The organism is Alsobacter sp. KACC 23698 (assembly GCF_045348435.1).
In the GTDB taxonomy this organism is placed as follows: Bacteria; Pseudomonadota; Alphaproteobacteria; order Rhizobiales; family Beijerinckiaceae; genus Alsobacter.
The window spans coordinates 638,470-654,713 of sequence record NZ_CP157484.1; the positions used below are offsets into that span (position 1 = coordinate 638,470).

The window sequence follows — 16,244 nt, forward strand, 5'->3', positions numbered from 1 at the left end:
GTCGGCAGCCTTATCCCCCGGCGGGGGCCGCGGCCCCGATATGCGACGCGATCCGGGCCGGATCCATGAGCTTGCGGACCGGACCGACGGCGGTCACGGTCGGCGGGCTCGCCAGCATGTCGGCCGCGACCCTGCGCACGTCGTCGATCGTGATCGCGTCGATGGCGGCCACGATCTCTTCGCGCGGCAGCACCCGGCCGAAGGCGAGCACATGGCGGGCCATCTGCTCGGCCCGCCGCGCTGAGGATTCCAGCCCCATCAGCAGCGACACCTTGATCTGCTGCTTGGCCCGGACGACCTCCTCGTCGGTAGGCTTGTCGGCCGCCTCGCGCAGGCAGTCCAGCATCACCGGGATGAACTCGCCGAGCTTGTCCTCGCCAGTGCCGCCATAGACCGCGAAGGTTCCGGTGTCGCTGAAGGGCTGGTGGAAGGAGTAGATCTCGTAGCAGAGCCCGCGCTTCTCGCGGATCTCCTGGAACAGGCGCGACGACATGCCCCCGCCCAGCAGGTTGGAGAACACGTGCATCGCATAGTGGTCCGGGTCGTGGAACGACCGGCCGGCGAAGCCCAGCACCATGTGGGCCTGCTCGAGCTTGCGCACCTTGCGGCCGTCGCCGCCCGCATAGCGGCCGGGCACCGGCGCCTCGACCGCCTGCGCGCCGATGCTGGCGAAGCGCCGGCTCGCCTCCTCGACGATGTCGTCGTGGTTCACCGCGCCGGCGGCGGCCAGCACCATCTCGGGCCCGCGATACTGCCGCTCCAGGAAGCCGCGCATCGAATCGGCCGACTGCGCCCGCACGGTCTTGGGCGTGCCCAGGATCCGTCGTCCGATGGGCGCGCCCGCGAAGGCCGTCTCCATGAACATGTCGAACACGACCTCGTCGGGCGTGTCCTCGCAGGCCCCGATCTCCTGCAGCACCACGCCCTTCTCGCGCCGCAGCTCCGCCTTGTCGAAGGCGGGCTCGGTGAGGATGTCGGACAGGATGTCGAGGGCCAGCGGCACGTCCTCGCCCAGCAGCCGGACATAGTAGGAGGTGCGCTCCACGCTGGTCTCGGCGTTGAGGTCGCCGCCGACCGCCTCGATCTCCTGGACGATGTCGAGGGCGGACCGCCGGCGCGTGCCCTTGAAGGCCATGTGCTCGAGCAGATGGGCGAGGCCCTGCTCGCCCTCCTTCTCGTGGCGGGTGCCGGCCCCGATCCAGACGCCCAGCGAGGCCGTGGCGAGCTGGGGGATGGTCTCGGTCACCACCCGCAGGCCATTGGGCAGCGTCGTGATGCGGACGGCCTCTTCGCGCGGCGCTCCGACGCGAAGGTCCTTGGTGCGCGGGGGCGCATTCATGCGGCGGCTCCCTTGTGGCGCCGCTCCGCGTCTCCCGCCGCCCGGGCGCGGCTTCGGACGAGGCTCTCGATGGCGCCCTGATCGTTCGGCATGGTGGTGAAACGCTCGCGGCGGTCCAGAAGGTCCGCCAGATGGGCGGGAAGCCGGGGCCTTACCCCGGTCGCCGCTTCGACCGCGTCGGGGAACTTTGCCGGATGCGCGGTGCCGAGCGCCACCATCGGGACCGAGGGATCGGCGCGCAGCGCCGCCCGGCCGCTTGCGACCCCGATCGCCGTATGGGGATCCAGCGTATAGCCGGCGTCCCGGTAGGTCTCGGCCATCTCGCGCCGGACCTCGTCCTCGCCGACCGCGCTGGCGCTGAACTCCGAGCGGATGGCGGCGAGCGGGCCGGGATCGATCGTGAACGCCTTGCTCTGCGACAGGCTCTGCATGAGGCGCCGGACGGCCGCGCCGTCGCGCCCATAGGCCTCGAACAGCAGCCGCTCGAAGTTGGACGAGACCTGGATGTCCATGGACGGGGAGGTGGTGGGCGTCACGCCGGTCGCCTCGTAGCGTCCCGTCGCCAGGGTGCGGGCCAGGATGTCGTTGGCGTTGGTGGCGACGTTGAGGAGGCCGATGGGCAGGCCCATGCGCTTGGCCACCCAGCCGGCCAGCACGTCGCCGAAATTGCCCGTCGGCACGGAGAAATTGATGGGCCGGTGCGGCGCGCCCAGGCTGGTCGCCGCCGTGAAATAGTACACGACCTGGGCCACGATCCTGGCCCAGTTGATCGAGTTCACGCCCGAGAGCATCAGCTCGTCCCGGAAGGCGTGGTGGTTGAACATCGCCTTCACGAGCGCCTGGCAATCGTCGAAATCGCCCTCCACGGCGATGGCGTGGACGTTGTCCGCCTCCACGGTCGTCATCTGCCGGCGCTGGACCTCGCTGACGCGGCCATGCGGATAGAGGATGAACACGTCGACCCGGTTCAGTCCCTTGAACGCGTCGATGGCGGCCCCGCCGGTGTCGCCGGAGGTGGCGCCCACGATGGTGGCGCGCTGGCCGCGCTGCTCCAGCACGTGGTCCATCAGCCTGCCGAGCAGCTGCATCGCCACGTCCTTGAAGGCGAGCGTGGGGCCGTGGAAAAGCTCGAGCACGAAGAGGTTGTCGCCGAGCTGCGTCAGCGGGCACACGGCCGGGTGGCGGAAGCTCGCATAGGCCGCGTCGACCATGCGGGAGAACGCGCCCGCGTCGATCTCCTGCGCGAACGGGCCGATGATCCGCCTGGCCGCCTCGGCGTAGGGCGCCCCGGCCAGCCCGGCGATCGCCGCCTTGTCCATGGCCGGCCAGGACTGCGGCAGGTAAAGGCCGCCGTCGCGGGCGAGCCCCGCCAGCAGCGCGTCGGCGAATCCGAGAGCGGGCGCTTCGCCCCGGGTGGACACATGAAGCACGGAAGATCCTCGCGAGGGTCGCCTGGCGGCGCTGTCGTCGGCTGGTCCGATGGCCGGGCTGCGGCCGTCCGGACCGGTCCGGCTGAGGGTAGGAGGCCCGTCCGGGGCTGACAAGCGCGCCGTCACGCGGGGCGGCCCTTCCACTGCTGGCGGGCCCAGAAGCCGAAGACGCCCAGCAGGGCCAGCGCCAGCGCGAACCAGGTGAAGGCGTATTGGAGGTGATTGTCCGGGAAGCTCACGATGGTGTTGCCCCCCTTCGGCCAGCCGCCCGGCATGGGGGCATCGTCCGCATCGATCACGAAGGGCGCGACCCGCTGCAGGCCGTAGGCCTTGCCGATGGCGGCGGGATCGCGCGAGAACCAGCTGTTCTTGGCCGGGTCGTTGGCCGGCACGAACATGCCCGGCTTTTCGGCCATGCGCAGCACGCCCGTGACGGTGACCTCGCCGGGAAGCTGAGACTGGCTTCTCTTCGCCGGATCGCCGAGTTCGGTGGGCACGAAGCCGCGGTTCACGATCACGACGGCGCCGTCGGCCAACTGCAGCGGCGTGAGCACGAAGAAGCCCATCAGGGTCGCGCCCGGCCCCTTGCCGGAGATGAAGCCGTTGAGATGCGCCTCCTTGTCGTGCAGGAAGCGGCCGACGGCCCGCACCCGCTCGTAGTCGGCGGTCTTGGGGCTCAGCGTAGGCCAGGTCGCCTCCGGCGGGAGCGGCCCGGGAGGCGCGGCCATGCGGGCCTCGACGCGGGCGATCAGCCGGTGCTTCGCCCCCATGCGCTCGATCTGCCACGCCCCGAGCCCCACCAGGATCGCGAAGGCGACCAGGGTGGCGAGGGCGGGGGCGATCAGGCTGGCGATGCGGCGGTCCACGGCGGCGGCGGTCCCTTCAGCGTTCGAGCCGGCCCTGCTCGGCCTTGTTGGCGAACTGGGCGGCGATCAGCAGGCCCTTCAACGGCCTCAACAGTCCAAGGCAGAGCCCGATCACGACGGGCGGCCACAGCAGCGCGTGCACCCACCAGGCGGGGGCGTAGCGCATGTCGACGACGAGCACGCCGCCCACGACCAGGAAGCCCGCGATCAGCATGATGAACACCGCCGGGCCGTCGCCCGAATCGGCGAAGTCGAAGGGGAGCCCGCAGGCGCCGCACTCCGGCGCGACGGCGATGAAGCCCCGAATGAGCGGCCCCTGGCCGCATCGCGGGCACCGTCCCCGCAGGCCCGCCAGCAGGGCCGCGGTCCTGTCGGGGACCGCCGCGGCGGGCGGCGGAGCGGCGTCGATCTCACGCGCGGGCTCGATCGTCATGTCCGCCCCTCAAAAGCAAAGGGCGGCCCGACGGGCCGCCCAGACCGAAATCGCGTCGCGCTAGTGAGCCGCGGCCGCCCCCGCCGCGGCGCCCCACTGGGAGCCCCACAGATAGATGGCGACGAACAGGAACAGCCACACCACGTCGACGAAGTGCCAGTACCAGGCCGCGAACTCGAAGCCGAGATGCTGGCGCGGCGAGAAATGCCCGCGCAGCGCCCGTACGAGGCAGACCAGCAGGAAGATCGTGCCGATGAAGACGTGGAAGCCGTGGAAACCCGTCGCCATGAAGAAGGTGGCGCCGTAGATCGAGCCCTTGAAGGCGAAATGCGCGTGGCTGTACTCGTAGACCTGCACGATCGAGAACAGCGCTCCGAGCAGCACCGTCAGGATCAGGCCCCACTTCAGGCCCTGGCGGTCGTCATGCAGCAGGGCGTGATGCGCCCAGGTCACCGTCGTGCCCGAGGTCAGCAGGATCAGGGTGTTGAGCAGCGGCAGGTGGAAGGGATCGAACACCTCGATGCCCTTCGGGGGCCAGTGGCCGCCCGTATAGTCGAGCCGCATGAACTGCTTGGCCTCGGAGGCGAACAGGCTGGCGTCGAAATAGGCCCAGAACCACGCCACGAAGAACATCACCTCGGAAGCGATGAACATGATCATGCCGTAGCGATGGCTGATCTGGACGACGCGGGTGTGGAAGCCCTCGTGCTCGGCCTCCTTGATCACGTCCCCCCACCAGGCGACCATCGTGTAGAGCACGCCGATGAGGCCAGCGCCGAACACCACCGGGCCGGCGTGCAGGCCGCCCATGGCCAGGCTCTTCATCCACATGATCGCGCCGACCGCCATGAAGAAGGCGCTGACGGACCCCACGAACGGCCAGGGGCTCGGATCGACGAGGTGATAATCGTGGTTCTTGACGTGGGCCTCGGCCATCGTGGTCGCTCTCCGATACGTCCCGCATGCGGCTGCCGGCCGCACGCGGTCCCCCTTTTAGAGTTTGGGTTTGCTTGAGTCTTGGATCCCGGCCAAGGGCTTGGGCGACCCCTTGGTCGGGAAGATGGTGTAGGACAGGGTGATCTCGCTCGTCCCGTCGAGGTCGCGATTGGCCGCGATCGCCGGGTCGACATAGAACACCACGGGCGCTTCCAGCGTCTCTCCGGCCGCGAGAGTGATCTCGTTGAAACAGAAGCACTGGAGCTTGTTGAAGTACCCGCCCGTCAGCTCCGGCAGGACGTTGAAGGACGCGATCGCGCTGGTCTTCGTCGGGCCGGCGTTCGTCAGCTTGTAGAAGACGGTCGTGGTCTCGCCGACCTTGACGTCCACGTAGGGCGTCTCGGGCTGGAAGCGCCAACCGAGCGCCTGGTTGACGTTGGAATCGAACCGGACGCGGAAGCTGCGCTCGCCCACCGAGGCGGCGGCCTGCGTGGCGACCTGCGGCGTGCCGCCGAAACCGGTGGCCTGGCAGAACAGCTTGTACAGAGGAACGGCCGCATAGGAGGCGCCCACCATGCCGACCACGGTGGCCACGCACGCGATCAGCGTGCGGCGCGCCGCGCGCGACGGATCGGGGCGGCCGGGGAGATTCGCAGGATCCTGATGGTCGCTCATGGGGTCACAAGGGCCGGTTGGCCACGTTCCCGCCCAGCTTGGCGAGCGTGACGACGAAGAACAGAAGCACGAGGCCGCCCAGCACGAGCCCCAGCGCGACGGAGCGGGAGCGCTGGCGCCGGGTCTCCTCGGCGGTCAGCACGACGCCCTTGTTCTCGTCGGGGGGGAGGCCGCCGCTCACGCCGCGCCTCCGGCCAACCGCCCGACGAAACCGGCGAAGGCCGAGATCCGGTCGAGCCCGATGAGCTGCTCGGCGAGCAGGACGGCGTAGAGCAGGAAGAGATACAGGATCGAGAAGGCGAACAGCCCGATCGCGGCCTTGCGGGCCGCTTCGCCGGTGCGCCGGCGATAGATCCGCAGCGCCAGGACGATCATCATCGCGCCGGTCACCGTCGACACGATCGCGTAGAACAGGCCGGCGAACCCCATCACGCTCGGCAGCACGGCGACGGGCGCCAGGACGAGGGTGTAGAGCAGGATCTGCAGCCGGGTGGCGTCCTCGCCGGCCACGACGGGCAGCATCGGAATGCCGGCCCGGCGGTAGTCGTCCGACTTCACGAGCGCCAGGGCCCAGAAATGGGGCGGCGTCCACAGGAAGATGATGGCGAACAGCACGAAGGTCTCGATCGAGACGGTCCCGGTCACGGCCGCATAGCCGATCATGGGCGGGATCGCGCCCGCCGCGCCGCCGATGACGATGTTCTGCGCGGTCGCCCGCTTCAGCCACATCGAATAGATCACGGCGTAGAAGAAGATCGTGAAGGCCAGCATGCCGGCCGCGACCCAGTTGGTGATCAGGCCGAGCGTCGCCACGGAGCCCACCGACAGCGTCATCCCGAAGGCCAGGGCCTCCTCGCGGGTGATGCGTCCGGCCGGAATCGGCCGCTTGGCGGTCCGGCTCATCATCGCGTCGATGTCGGCGTCGTACCACATGTTGAGGCAGCCGGACGCGCCGGCCCCGACCGCGATGGCCAGCAGGGCCGCAAAGCCGATCACGGGGTTCACGTGCGGCGCCAGCATCATCCCGACCAGCGCGGTGAACACGACGAGCGACATCACCCGCGGCTTCAGCAGCGTAAAGAAGTCCCCGGCGGTGCCGTTCGACACGCCTGACCGGCTTTCGTGGATGATGCTGTCGGTGACGGCTGACATGAACGCGACGTGTGCTCCGGTGGGAGGGGACGGCCTCGGGAAGGCTCGCTCCCTTGCGATGGGCGGCCGGGCTTTCGGCCCGGTCGACCGGTCCTCGGCGTCGCCGCCCGGCGGGCGGAGAGGCGAAGGATCGGCGGGTGGGGACGGGGCCGGCCGAAGCCGGCCCCGCGCCTGATTAGTGATCCGAGCCCGTGATGCGGGGCAGGGTCTCGAACTGATGGAACGGCGGAGGCGACGACAGCGTCCACTCCAGCGTCGTGGCGCCCGCGCCCCAGGGGTTCTCGCCGGCGAGCTCCTTGCGGCTGAAGGCGGTGTACACGCCGTAGAAGAACACCAGCAGGCCCAGCGCGAAGATGTAGGAGCCGAAGGACGAGATCCTGTTCCAGCCCGCGAAGGCGTCCGGATAGTCCACGTAGTGGCGCGGCATGCCGGCCAGGCCCGTGAAGTGCATCGGGAAGAACAGCAGGTTCGCGCCCACGAAGGCGATCCAGAAGTGCAGGCGGCCGATCCAGTCCGGGATCACGTAGCCGCTCATCTTCGGGAACCAGTAGTACCAGGCGGCGAAGATGCCGAACACCGCGCCCAGCGAGAGCACGTAGTGGAAGTGCGCCACCACGTAATAGGTGTTGTGCAGCTGGCGGTCGACGCCCGCATTGGCGAGCACCACGCCCGTCACGCCGCCAACGGTGAACAGGAAGATGAAGCCCATCGCCCAGATCATCGGGGCGGTGAAGCGGATCGAGCCGCCCCACATCGTCGCGATCCAGGAGAACACCTTCACGCCTGTCGGCACCGCGATCACCATCGTGGCGAACACGAAGTAGCGCTGCGTGTCGAGCGACAGGCCGGCCGTGTACATGTGGTGGGCCCACACGACGAAGCCGACGGCGCCGATCGCCACCATGGCGTAGGCCATCCCGAGATAGCCGAAGATCGGCTTCTTGGAGAAGGTCGAGATGATGTGGCTGACGATGCCGAAGGCCGGCAGGATCATGATGTAGACTTCGGGGTGGCCGAAGAACCAGAACAGGTGCTGGTAGAGCACCGGGTCGCCGCCGCCCGACGGGTCGAAGAAGGTCGTGCCGAAGTTGCGGTCCGTCAGCAGCATCGTGATGGCGCCGGCCAGGACGGGCAGCGACAGCAGCAGCAGGAACGCCGTCACCAGCATGGCCCAGGCGAACAGCGGCATCTTGTGCAGGGTCATGCCCGGCGCGCGCATGTTCAGGATGGTGGTGATGAAGTTGATCGCGCCCAGAATCGACGACGCGCCGGCCAGATGCAGCGACAGGATGCCGAAGTCGAGCGCCGGGCCGGGATGGCCGGAGGTCGACAGCGGCGGATACACCGTCCAGCCGCCGCCGAAGCCGTTGGAGCCGGGCGCGCCTTCCACGAACAGCGAGATCAGCAGCAGCGTGAAGGAGGAGGGAAGCAGCCAGAACGAGATGTTGTTCATGCGCGGGAACGCCATGTCGGGCGCTCCGATCATGATCGGCACGAACCAGTTCCCGAAGCCGCCGATCAGCGTCGGCATGACCAGGAAGAACACCATGATCAGCCCGTGCCCGGTGACGAACACGTTATAGGTCTGCGGATTGGTGAAATATTGGAGGCCGGGCTCCTGGAGCTCGAGCCGCATCGCGATCGACAATGCGCCGCCGATCAGTCCGGCCATGAGGCCGAAGATCAGGTACATCGTCCCGATGTCTTTGTGGTTGGTCGACAGCACCCACCGGCGCCAGCCGGTCGGGTGATGTGCGTGCGCGTCGTGCGCCAGTGCCGCAGTTGCCATGATGTCTGTCCCAGATCGCTGAAAGTCTAGCGCTGTCCTGTTCGGGTGGTCCGGTCGTCACTCGACCGGGGTCGAGCGCGCGGCGACCTTCACGGTCTCGTTGGAGTCGAGCGACGCGAACTTCTTCTTCGCGTCGGCCAGCCACGCCGTGTACTTCTCCGGGCTCACCACCCGGATCGCGATCGGCATGAAGGCGTGGTTCTGCCCGCACAGGCGCGAGCACTGGCCGTAATAGATGCCCTCTCGGTCGGTCGTGAACCAGGTCTGGTTCAGGCGGCCCGGGATGGCGTCCATGCGGAAGGCCAGCGACGGCACCGAGAAGGAGTGGATCACGTCCGCGCCGACCACCTGGATCACGACGGTCTTGCCCGTGGGCAGGACCACTTCGTTGTCCACGGCGAGAAGCGCGGGCTGCCTGGCCTTCTGGGCGTCCTCGCGCGTCAGCATGTAGCTGTCGAACTTGAATCCGCCGCCCTGGTCCTGCGGATACTCATAGGACCAGTACCACTGGTTGCCGATGGCCTTGATGGTGATGTCGGCCTTGGGCAGCTCGATCTGGTACTTTAGCAGCCGGAAGGACGGGATCGCGATGCCCACCAGGATGAGCACCGGGATGATCGTCCAGGCGATCTCCAGGCCGGTGTGGTGCGTCGTGCGGGACGGCGTCGGGTTCGCCTTCTCGTTGAACTTCACGACGACGGCGACCAGCAGGGCGAGCACGAACAGCGTGATCGCCGTGATGATCCAGACCAGCGCGGTGTGGAAGTCATGCACGAACTCGGCCACCGGGGATACGGCGTCCTGAAAGCCCATCTGCCAGGGTTCGGGATGTCCGGGCGCGGCGAAAGCCGGACCGGAAATGCTGAGACCGAGCGTCGCAAGCGCGAGCGCTGACCGGTTCCAGAAACGAATCGTCACCTGCGAATCTCCTGACCTGAATTGTGCCCGGCTCATCGGCGCGCCGCGTCTCGTGGGGGGCGGCCGATCCTCCCGGGAGACACCGGCAGGACAACAGCCGCGTGGACGCGCTGACCAAACCTCGCTCAGTTTGATTTAGGGCAAAGACCACAAAGCCGTCACGAGCGCAATCGCGTCGTTTGGCGAAATCTGTGCGTCATATGCACGCTTGATTGCTGTTTTGCGCACGGCTCTCGCCGTCCCGGCCCCGATCGCCGCGCCTTGACAGCGCATTCTCCCCATGGTCCCAACGATCCGACCGGCGCCGCCGAGGCGCCCGACGCCCTGCGTGGCATAGCAACGGGAGCGCCCCCATGCCGATGGGTCCATCGAATCCGACTGAACGGAACCGCCCCTTGCCGGGCGCCGCGTCGGCCGGACGCGTCCGGGCCGGTTTCGGGCGCCTTTTCGCACGCGCCGCCCTGGCGGCGTTCGCCGTCGCCCTCCTGGCGTCGGCCCAGCCGGCGCGGGCGCAGGGGCCGGTGAAGAACAGCTTCGGCGACTGGCAGATGCGCTGCGAGACGCCCGCCGGCGCCAAGACCGAGCAATGCGCGCTGGTCCAGAGCGTCCAGGCCGAGGACAAGCCGAACGTCACCCTCGTGGTGATCGTGCTGAAGACGGCGGACGGCAAGAGCCGCCTCCTGCGCGTGATCGCGCCCTTGGGCGTGCTGCTGCCGGCCGGCCTCGGGCTCAAGATCGACCAGGCCGATGTCGGCCGCGCCGGCTTCGTCCGCTGCCTGCCCACCGGCTGCATCGCCGAAGTCATCATGGACGACGAGCTCTTGGGCAAGCTGAAGGGCGGGCAGGCCGCCACCTTCATCGTCTTCCAGACCCCCGAGGAGGGGATCGGCATCCCGGTCTCGCTCAACGGTTTCCCCAGCGCCTTCGACTCGCTGCCCTGAGCGGATTGAAGTCGGCTGGCCACCCTGTGCATCCGCGGTCCGTGTGGTAAAGGATCGCCTCTCGCCGCCCCGGCGCCTCGCCTGGAGATCTCGATGTTCCGGTCCGTTCCGCGTTTCGCCCGCTTCGCCGCAGCCTCGGCCGTCGCGGCCCTCCTGGCGGGATGCAACACCTTCGGCGGCTCGAGCGAGCCTGTCGCCTCGACCCCGTCCGGGGGCTCGAGCTTCATGAACATGTTCAAATACGCCGGCCCCACCGTGCCGGCCTCGATGAGCGCGCCCGAGGAGGAGATCGACTGCCCCTCCGTGCAGATCCTGGACGGCACCGCGGCCTTGAAGCAGGAAGCAGGCGGCAACCTGCGCAGCCAGCTCTCCATCGGCCAGACGGCGCGCGAGTGCCGGGCGGTCGGCGGCCAGATCGCCATCAAGGTGGGCATCGAGGGACGCGCGCTGCTCGGGCCGGGCGGCTCGCCCGGCAGCTTCGTGGCGCCGGTCCGATTCGTCGTGAAGCGTGGCGACCGGGTGGTCGCCTCCCAGCTCCAGCGCACCACCGTCACCATCCCGCAGGGCGACACCCAGGCCTCCTTCGTGATGGTTCAGGAAGGCCTGATGGCCCCCAAGGAGGGCGGCGATCTGGAGATCTATGTCGGCTTCGACCCGAACGGCCGCGCCGCGAGCCCGTCCAAGCCCCGCCGCAAGCGCGGCTGACTCGGCCCGCCGCCCGGGCCGGCCCCTCCTGCGATTGACTTGGCGCGGGGGCTCACCTACCACAGTCATGCTTCTGATCTCCGCGGAAGAGTCCGGCGAGGGCCGCAAGGCCCTGGTCGCCGGCGCCGAAGGCGCAACCGCCCCGGAAACGCTCAGGCCCAATGGACCGCGGAGAGCTGGCGCTCTGGAAAGCGGCGCGCGCTGGTCGCGCGTCCACCGACGGGGGTAACTTCATCCGCTTTCGGGCGGCGTGAAGGAAATCTCTCAGGTCACTTGGACAGAGGGGGCGCGAACCGGACAGTGGGGTCCGGCCGCGCAATCCTGTCCGGGAGACCCGAATGGCCGATCCAGTCCCGCCGACCGCCGAAGCCGACCCGACCGCTCCGCCTCCCGCGCCGTTGTCGCTGACGCCCCTGGCGTCGCGCCACCGTGCGCTGGGCGCCCGCATGGCGCCGTTCGCCGGCTACGACATGCCGGTGCAATACCCCACCGGGATCCTGGCCGAACACCAGTGGACGCGCGAGAACGCCGGCTTCTTCGACGTCTCGCATATGGGCCAGGGCTTCCTGATCGGTCCCGACCACGAGACGACGGCGCGCGCCCTGGAGGCGCTCTGCCCGGCCGACATCCTGGGCATGAAGCCCGGCCAGCAGCGCTACACGCAGCTTTTGAACGAGGACGGCGGCATCCTCGACGACCTCATGGTGACCCGACCGGCCGAGGACGGCGAGGATGGCGTGCTCATGCTGGTCGTGAACGCCTCCCGCAAGGAGGACGACTGGTCCCACATCGAGGGACGGCTCGGGCCGAACGTCCGCCTTCTGCGGGCGCCCCAGCGCGGCCTGATCGCTCTCCAGGGCCCGAAGGCGGCCGAGATCCTGGCGCGCCATTGCCCTGGCGTGGCGGAGCTCGGCTTCATGACGGCCCGCGCCACCGATTTCGACGGCGTCCCGGTCCATGTCTCGCGCTCCGGCTACACGGGCGAGGACGGCTTTGAGATCTCGGTGCGGGCGAAGCGGCTGGAGGCCGTGGCGGACGTCCTGCTGGCCGATCCGCTGGTGAAGCCGATCGGGCTGGGGGCGCGCGATTCGCTGCGGCTCGAGGCAGGGCTCTGCCTCTACGGCCACGACATCGACGAGACGACCTCGCCCGTGGAGGCGGCCCTCGTATGGTCCATCCAGAAGCGCCGGCGCGAGGAGGGCGGTTTCCCCGGCTTCGAGCGTATCCGCCGCGAGCTGGCCGAGGGGCCGCCCCGCAGGCGCGTGGGGCTCCTGCCGGACGGTCGGGCGCCCGCCCGCGAAGGCGCCGAGATCGTCGCGCCGGACGGCCGGCCCATCGGCAAGGTCACGTCCGGCGGGTTCGGCCCCACGGTCGGCGGCCCCATCGCGATGGGCTATGTCGAGCCCGCCTTCGCGGCCGTCGGCGCATCGCTCGCCCTCATGGTCCGCGGCGCAGCGCTGCCCGCCAAGGTCGTCGCGCTGCCCTTCGCGCCGCACCGCTACGCCCGGAAGGCCGGCGCGTGAGCGTCGGGCGCGCCGCGCCCGCTTCTCCCTCGCTGCGCGGGTCCGCGCCCCAGACCGCAATCTCGTCTCATCACATCGTGGAGCCCCTCATGACGATCAAGTTCACCAAGGATCACGAATATGTCCGCGTCGAGGGCGACGCCGGGGTGGTGGGCATCACCGACTACGCCCAGCAGCAGCTCGGCGACGTGGTCTTCGTCGAGCTGCCGCCGGTCGGCAAGTCCATCGCGAAGGGGACCGAGGCGGCCGTGGTGGAGAGCGTCAAGGCGGCCAGCGAGGTCTTCGCCCCCGTGAGCGGCGAGGTGCTGGAGGTCAATTCCGAGCTGGAGGGCGCCCCCGGCGTGGTGAACGAGGACCCGCTCGGCCGCGGCTGGTTCGTGAAGCTGCGGATCGCCGATCCGGCCGAGCTCGACGGCCTGATGGGAGAGGACGAATACAAGGCCCTCGTGGCCTCGCTCTGACGATCACGGACGAGACGGAGCCGCCATGCGCTACTTGCCATTGTCCGACCTCGAGCGCGCCGACATGCTGGCGCGGATCGGCGTCGGCTCCATCGACGATCTCTTCGCCGACATCCCGGCCGACAAGCGCCGGGCCGGCCTGCCCGACCTCCCGCGCCGCAAGAGCGAGATGGAGGTGGAGCGCCTGCTGGGCCGGCTCGCGGCCCGGAACGTGGCCGCCGGCTCGGTCCCGTTCTTCGTCGGGGCCGGCGCCTACAGGCACCATGTCCCCGCCACCGTGGACCACCTGATCCAGCGCTCCGAGTTCCTGACGAGCTACACGCCCTATCAGCCGGAGATCGCCCAGGGCACGCTGCATTACCTGTTCGAGTTCCAGACCCAGGTGGCGGCCCTGACCGGCATGGAGGTGGCCAACGCCTCCATGTATGACGGCTCCACCGGATGCGCCGAAGCCGTGCTGATGGCCCACCGGATCACCCGGCGCCGCAAGGCCGTGCTGTCGGGCGGACTGCATCCCCACTACGCCGAGGTGGTGCGGACCCTGTCGCGCATGGCCGAGGACGAGGTCGTCACCTTGCCGCCGGACGTGACCGCGACCGAGGACCTCCTGGCCGCCATCGACGGATCGGTCTCCTGCGTGGTGGTGCAGACGCCGGACCTGTTCGGCCATCTGCGGGACCTCCGCGCGGTCGCGGACAAGTGCCACGCGCAGGGCGCGCTGTTGGTCGCCGTCGTCACCGAGGCGCTGTCGCTGGGCCTTGTGACGCCGCCCGGCGCCATGGGCGCCGACATCGTGGTGGCGGAGGGTCAGTCCATCGGCAACGGCCTGACTTTCGGCGGGCCCTATGTGGGCCTTTTCGCCACGAGGCAAAAGTATGTGCGCCAGATGCCGGGACGCCTCTGCGGCGAAACCGTGGATGCGGACGGCGCCCGCGGCTTCGTGCTGACGCTCTCCACCCGCGAGCAGCACATCCGGCGCGACAAGGCCACCTCGAACATCTGCACGAATTCAGGCCTTTGCTGCCTGGCCTTCACGATCCACATGTCGCTTCTCGGCTCGGCGGGGCTGCAGCGCCTGGCGCGCGTCAACCACGCCCATGCGGTCAAGCTGCATGAGGCGCTGGAATCTCTAGCTGAGGTTGAGGTTCTCAATCAAAGCTACTTCAACGAGTTCACGCTCCGCTTGAAGAAGCCCGCAGCCGAGGTGGTGCAAGTTCTTGCGGATAAAAGCGTTCTGGCCGGCGTGCCGGTCTCGCGCCTACTGCCGGGGGCCGGGCTGGACGACCTGCTGCTGGTCGCCTCCACCGAGGTCAACACCGATGACGACCGCGCCGCCCTCGTGGCGGGCCTGAAGGAGGCGCTCGCATGCTGAACCGCCAGGGACGCCCCACGACCCCCACAGACGCCGACATGGCCCAGCGCGCCACCTTCACGGGCAACCGCGCTCTCCAGCAGGTCGAGCCCCTCATCTTCGAGATCGGGCGCGTCGACGCCACCGGCGTCGACATCGACGAGCCGGAGCCGTTCACGCCCCGGCTGGGCGGGCTCGAGCGCGCCGACGGCGTCGGCCTTCCCGGCCTCTCCGAGCCGGAGGCCATGCGCCATTATGTGCGGCTGTCGCAGAAGAACTACGGCATCGATACGGGCTTGTTCCCGCTCGGCTCCTGCACGATGAAGCACAATCCCCGGCTCAACGAGCGCATGGCGCGGCTGCCGGGCTTCGGCGACATCCACCCCCTTCAGCCGGTCTCCACGGTCCAGGGCGCGCTCGAGCTGATCGACATGCTGGCGGCCTGGCTGATGGAGCTGACCGGGATGCGAGCGGTCGCGATGTCGCCTAAGGCCGGCGCGCATGGCGAGCTCTGCGGCATGATGGCCATCAAGGCCGCCATCGCTGCGCGCGGCGAAGGCGAGGTCCGCAGGACCGTGCTGGTGCCCGAATCCGCCCATGGCACGAACCCGGCCACCGCCGCCCTGATCGGCTTTGCGGTGAAGCCCGTCCCGGTGCGGCCGGACGGGACGGTCGACCCCGAGACCGTGCGCGCCCTGGTCGGGCCGGACGTCGCCGCCATCATGCTCACCAACCCCAACACCTGCGGGCTGTTCGAGCCCGACATCGTCGCCATCGCGGCGGCGATGCACGAGGCCGGCGCCTACTTCTACTGCGACGGGGCGAATTTCAACGCCATCGTCGGCAAGGCGCGGCCGGGCGACCTCGGCGTCGACGCCATGCACATCAACCTGCACAAGACCTTCTCGACCCCGCATGGCGGCGGCGGGCCGGGCTCCGGCCCGGTCGTGCTGTCCGACCGGCTCGCGGCCTTCGCCCCGACGCCTTTCGTGACGCGGTCCGGCGACGGCTTCGCCCTGGTCGAGCACGCCGACGAGGCCGAGGAGGGCGGCGCGAGCCCGTTCGGGCGGCTCACCGCCTTCCACGGTCAGATGGGCATGTTCGTGCGGGCGCTCTCCTACATGCTGTCGCATGGGGCCGACGGCATGAAGCAGGCCTCCGAAGACGCCGTGCTGAACGCCAATTACGTGCGGGCCTGCCTGTCGGACCTGATGTCTCAGCCCTTTGGCGACCGGCCCTGCATGCACGAGGTCCTGTTCGACGACGCGTGGCTGAAGGGCTCGGGCGTGACCACGCTCGATTTCGCCAAGGCGATGATCGACGAGGGCTATCACCCGATGACGGTCTATTTCCCGCTGGTGGTCCACGGGGCGATGCTGATCGAGCCGACCGAGTCGGAATCGAAGGCCTCGCTCGACCTCTTTGTGGCGACCTTGCGCGATCTCGCGATGGCGGCGAAGCGGGGTGAGACGGAGCGCTTCACGGGCGCGCCCTATTTCGCGCCGCTGCGGCGGCTGGACGAGACCCGGGCGGCGCGCTCACCCGTGCTGCGCTGGACGCCGCCGGCCCCCGTCCGCGACGCGGCCGAGTAGGGGCGATCCGGGCTTCCGCCCGGCGATGCCAACTGGGAGGAGCCCCGCCGTTCGGGCGGGGCCGACCCAATCCAATGTACCCCTTGCAACCAACCCCCGGTCAGCGCCATTTGTGCCTGAGACTGCGCGGATG

General features: G+C 69.2%; 16 protein-coding genes and 2 riboswitches. Of the genes, 6 read left to right on the forward strand and 10 right to left on the reverse strand.

What is annotated here, in order from left to right:
• Positions 1–10: 10 nt before the first annotated feature.
• The 10 genes from ABEG18_RS02870 to coxB form a co-directional block, all read right to left on the reverse strand.
• Positions 11–1,339 carry a M16 family metallopeptidase gene (locus ABEG18_RS02870; protein ID WP_406856591.1) on the reverse strand — a complete coding sequence of 443 codons (1,329 nt, stop codon included), beginning with the start codon at positions 1,337–1,339 and terminating at the stop codon, positions 11–13.
• Positions 1,336–2,769 (reverse strand): threonine synthase, encoded by a 1,434-nt coding sequence (thrC, locus tag ABEG18_RS02875; protein WP_406856592.1) that lies wholly within the window; start codon positions 2,767–2,769, stop codon positions 1,336–1,338. The genes ABEG18_RS02870 and thrC overlap by 4 nt, the downstream gene beginning before the upstream one ends.
• Before the next feature lie 122 nt (positions 2,770–2,891).
• Positions 2,892–3,635: an SURF1 family protein gene (locus ABEG18_RS02880; RefSeq protein ID WP_406856593.1), complete on the reverse strand. Its 744-nt coding sequence runs from the start codon at positions 3,633–3,635 to the stop codon at positions 2,892–2,894.
• Positions 3,636–3,651: 16 nt separating this feature from the next.
• Positions 3,652–4,068: a DUF983 domain-containing protein gene (locus tag ABEG18_RS02885; protein ID WP_406856594.1), complete on the reverse strand. Its 417-nt coding sequence runs from the start codon at positions 4,066–4,068 to the stop codon at positions 3,652–3,654.
• 60 nt (positions 4,069–4,128) lie between these two features.
• A complete protein-coding gene (locus ABEG18_RS02890) occupies positions 4,129–5,004 on the reverse strand; it encodes a cytochrome c oxidase subunit 3 (RefSeq protein WP_406856595.1) in 876 nt (291 codons plus the stop codon).
• A gap of 57 nt (positions 5,005–5,061) precedes the next feature.
• Entirely contained in the window at positions 5,062–5,679 is a 618-nt protein-coding gene (locus ABEG18_RS02895; protein ID WP_406856596.1) for a cytochrome c oxidase assembly protein, read from the reverse strand.
• 4 nt (positions 5,680–5,683) lie between these two features.
• Positions 5,684–5,860: a hypothetical protein gene (locus ABEG18_RS02900; protein WP_406856597.1), complete on the reverse strand. Its 177-nt coding sequence runs from the start codon at positions 5,858–5,860 to the stop codon at positions 5,684–5,686.
• Positions 5,857–6,831, reverse strand: a complete 975-nt coding sequence (locus tag ABEG18_RS02905; RefSeq protein ID WP_406856598.1) for a heme o synthase — start codon at positions 6,829–6,831, stop codon at positions 5,857–5,859. Before ABEG18_RS02905 ends, ABEG18_RS02900 begins: the two co-directional genes overlap by 4 nt.
• Positions 6,832–7,006: 175 nt before the next feature.
• On the reverse strand, positions 7,007–8,620 hold the full coding sequence (ctaD, locus tag ABEG18_RS02910) for a cytochrome c oxidase subunit I (RefSeq protein WP_406856599.1): 1,614 nt from the start codon (positions 8,618–8,620) through the stop codon (positions 7,007–7,009).
• Between the two features lie 57 nt (positions 8,621–8,677).
• Entirely contained in the window at positions 8,678–9,538 is an 861-nt protein-coding gene (gene coxB, locus ABEG18_RS02915) for a cytochrome c oxidase subunit II (protein ID WP_406856600.1), read from the reverse strand.
• 395 nt (positions 9,539–9,933) lie between these two features.
• Here coxB and ABEG18_RS02920 point away from each other — a divergent pair, with 395 nt between their 5' ends.
• From ABEG18_RS02920 to gcvPB, 6 genes are all read left to right on the forward strand, one after another.
• On the forward strand, positions 9,934–10,479 hold the full coding sequence (locus ABEG18_RS02920; protein ID WP_406856601.1) for an invasion associated locus B family protein: 546 nt from the start codon (positions 9,934–9,936) through the stop codon (positions 10,477–10,479).
• 93 nt (positions 10,480–10,572) lie between these two features.
• Positions 10,573–11,184 carry a hypothetical protein gene (locus tag ABEG18_RS02925; RefSeq protein ID WP_406856602.1) on the forward strand — a complete coding sequence of 204 codons (612 nt, stop codon included), beginning with the start codon at positions 10,573–10,575 and terminating at the stop codon, positions 11,182–11,184.
• Between the two features lie 73 nt (positions 11,185–11,257).
• A riboswitch (glycine riboswitch) is annotated at positions 11,258–11,363 on the forward strand.
• Between the two features lie 3 nt (positions 11,364–11,366).
• A riboswitch (glycine riboswitch) is annotated at positions 11,367–11,467 on the forward strand.
• Positions 11,468–11,522: 55 nt separating this feature from the next.
• On the forward strand, positions 11,523–12,707 hold the full coding sequence (gene gcvT / locus ABEG18_RS02930) for a glycine cleavage system aminomethyltransferase GcvT (protein ID WP_406856603.1): 1,185 nt from the start codon (positions 11,523–11,525) through the stop codon (positions 12,705–12,707).
• 89 nt (positions 12,708–12,796) lie between these two features.
• The gene (gene gcvH, locus ABEG18_RS02935) at positions 12,797–13,168 is read left to right on the forward strand and encodes a glycine cleavage system protein GcvH (RefSeq protein ID WP_406856604.1); all 372 of its coding nucleotides are present in this window, start codon (positions 12,797–12,799) and stop codon (positions 13,166–13,168) included.
• Positions 13,169–13,193: 25 nt separating this feature from the next.
• On the forward strand, positions 13,194–14,540 hold the full coding sequence (gene gcvPA, locus ABEG18_RS02940) for an aminomethyl-transferring glycine dehydrogenase subunit GcvPA (protein WP_406856605.1): 1,347 nt from the start codon (positions 13,194–13,196) through the stop codon (positions 14,538–14,540).
• The gene (gcvPB, locus tag ABEG18_RS02945; RefSeq protein ID WP_406856606.1) at positions 14,534–16,111 is read left to right on the forward strand and encodes an aminomethyl-transferring glycine dehydrogenase subunit GcvPB; all 1,578 of its coding nucleotides are present in this window, start codon (positions 14,534–14,536) and stop codon (positions 16,109–16,111) included. The genes gcvPA and gcvPB overlap by 7 nt, the downstream gene beginning before the upstream one ends.
• Positions 16,112–16,244: the final 133 nt, after the last annotated feature.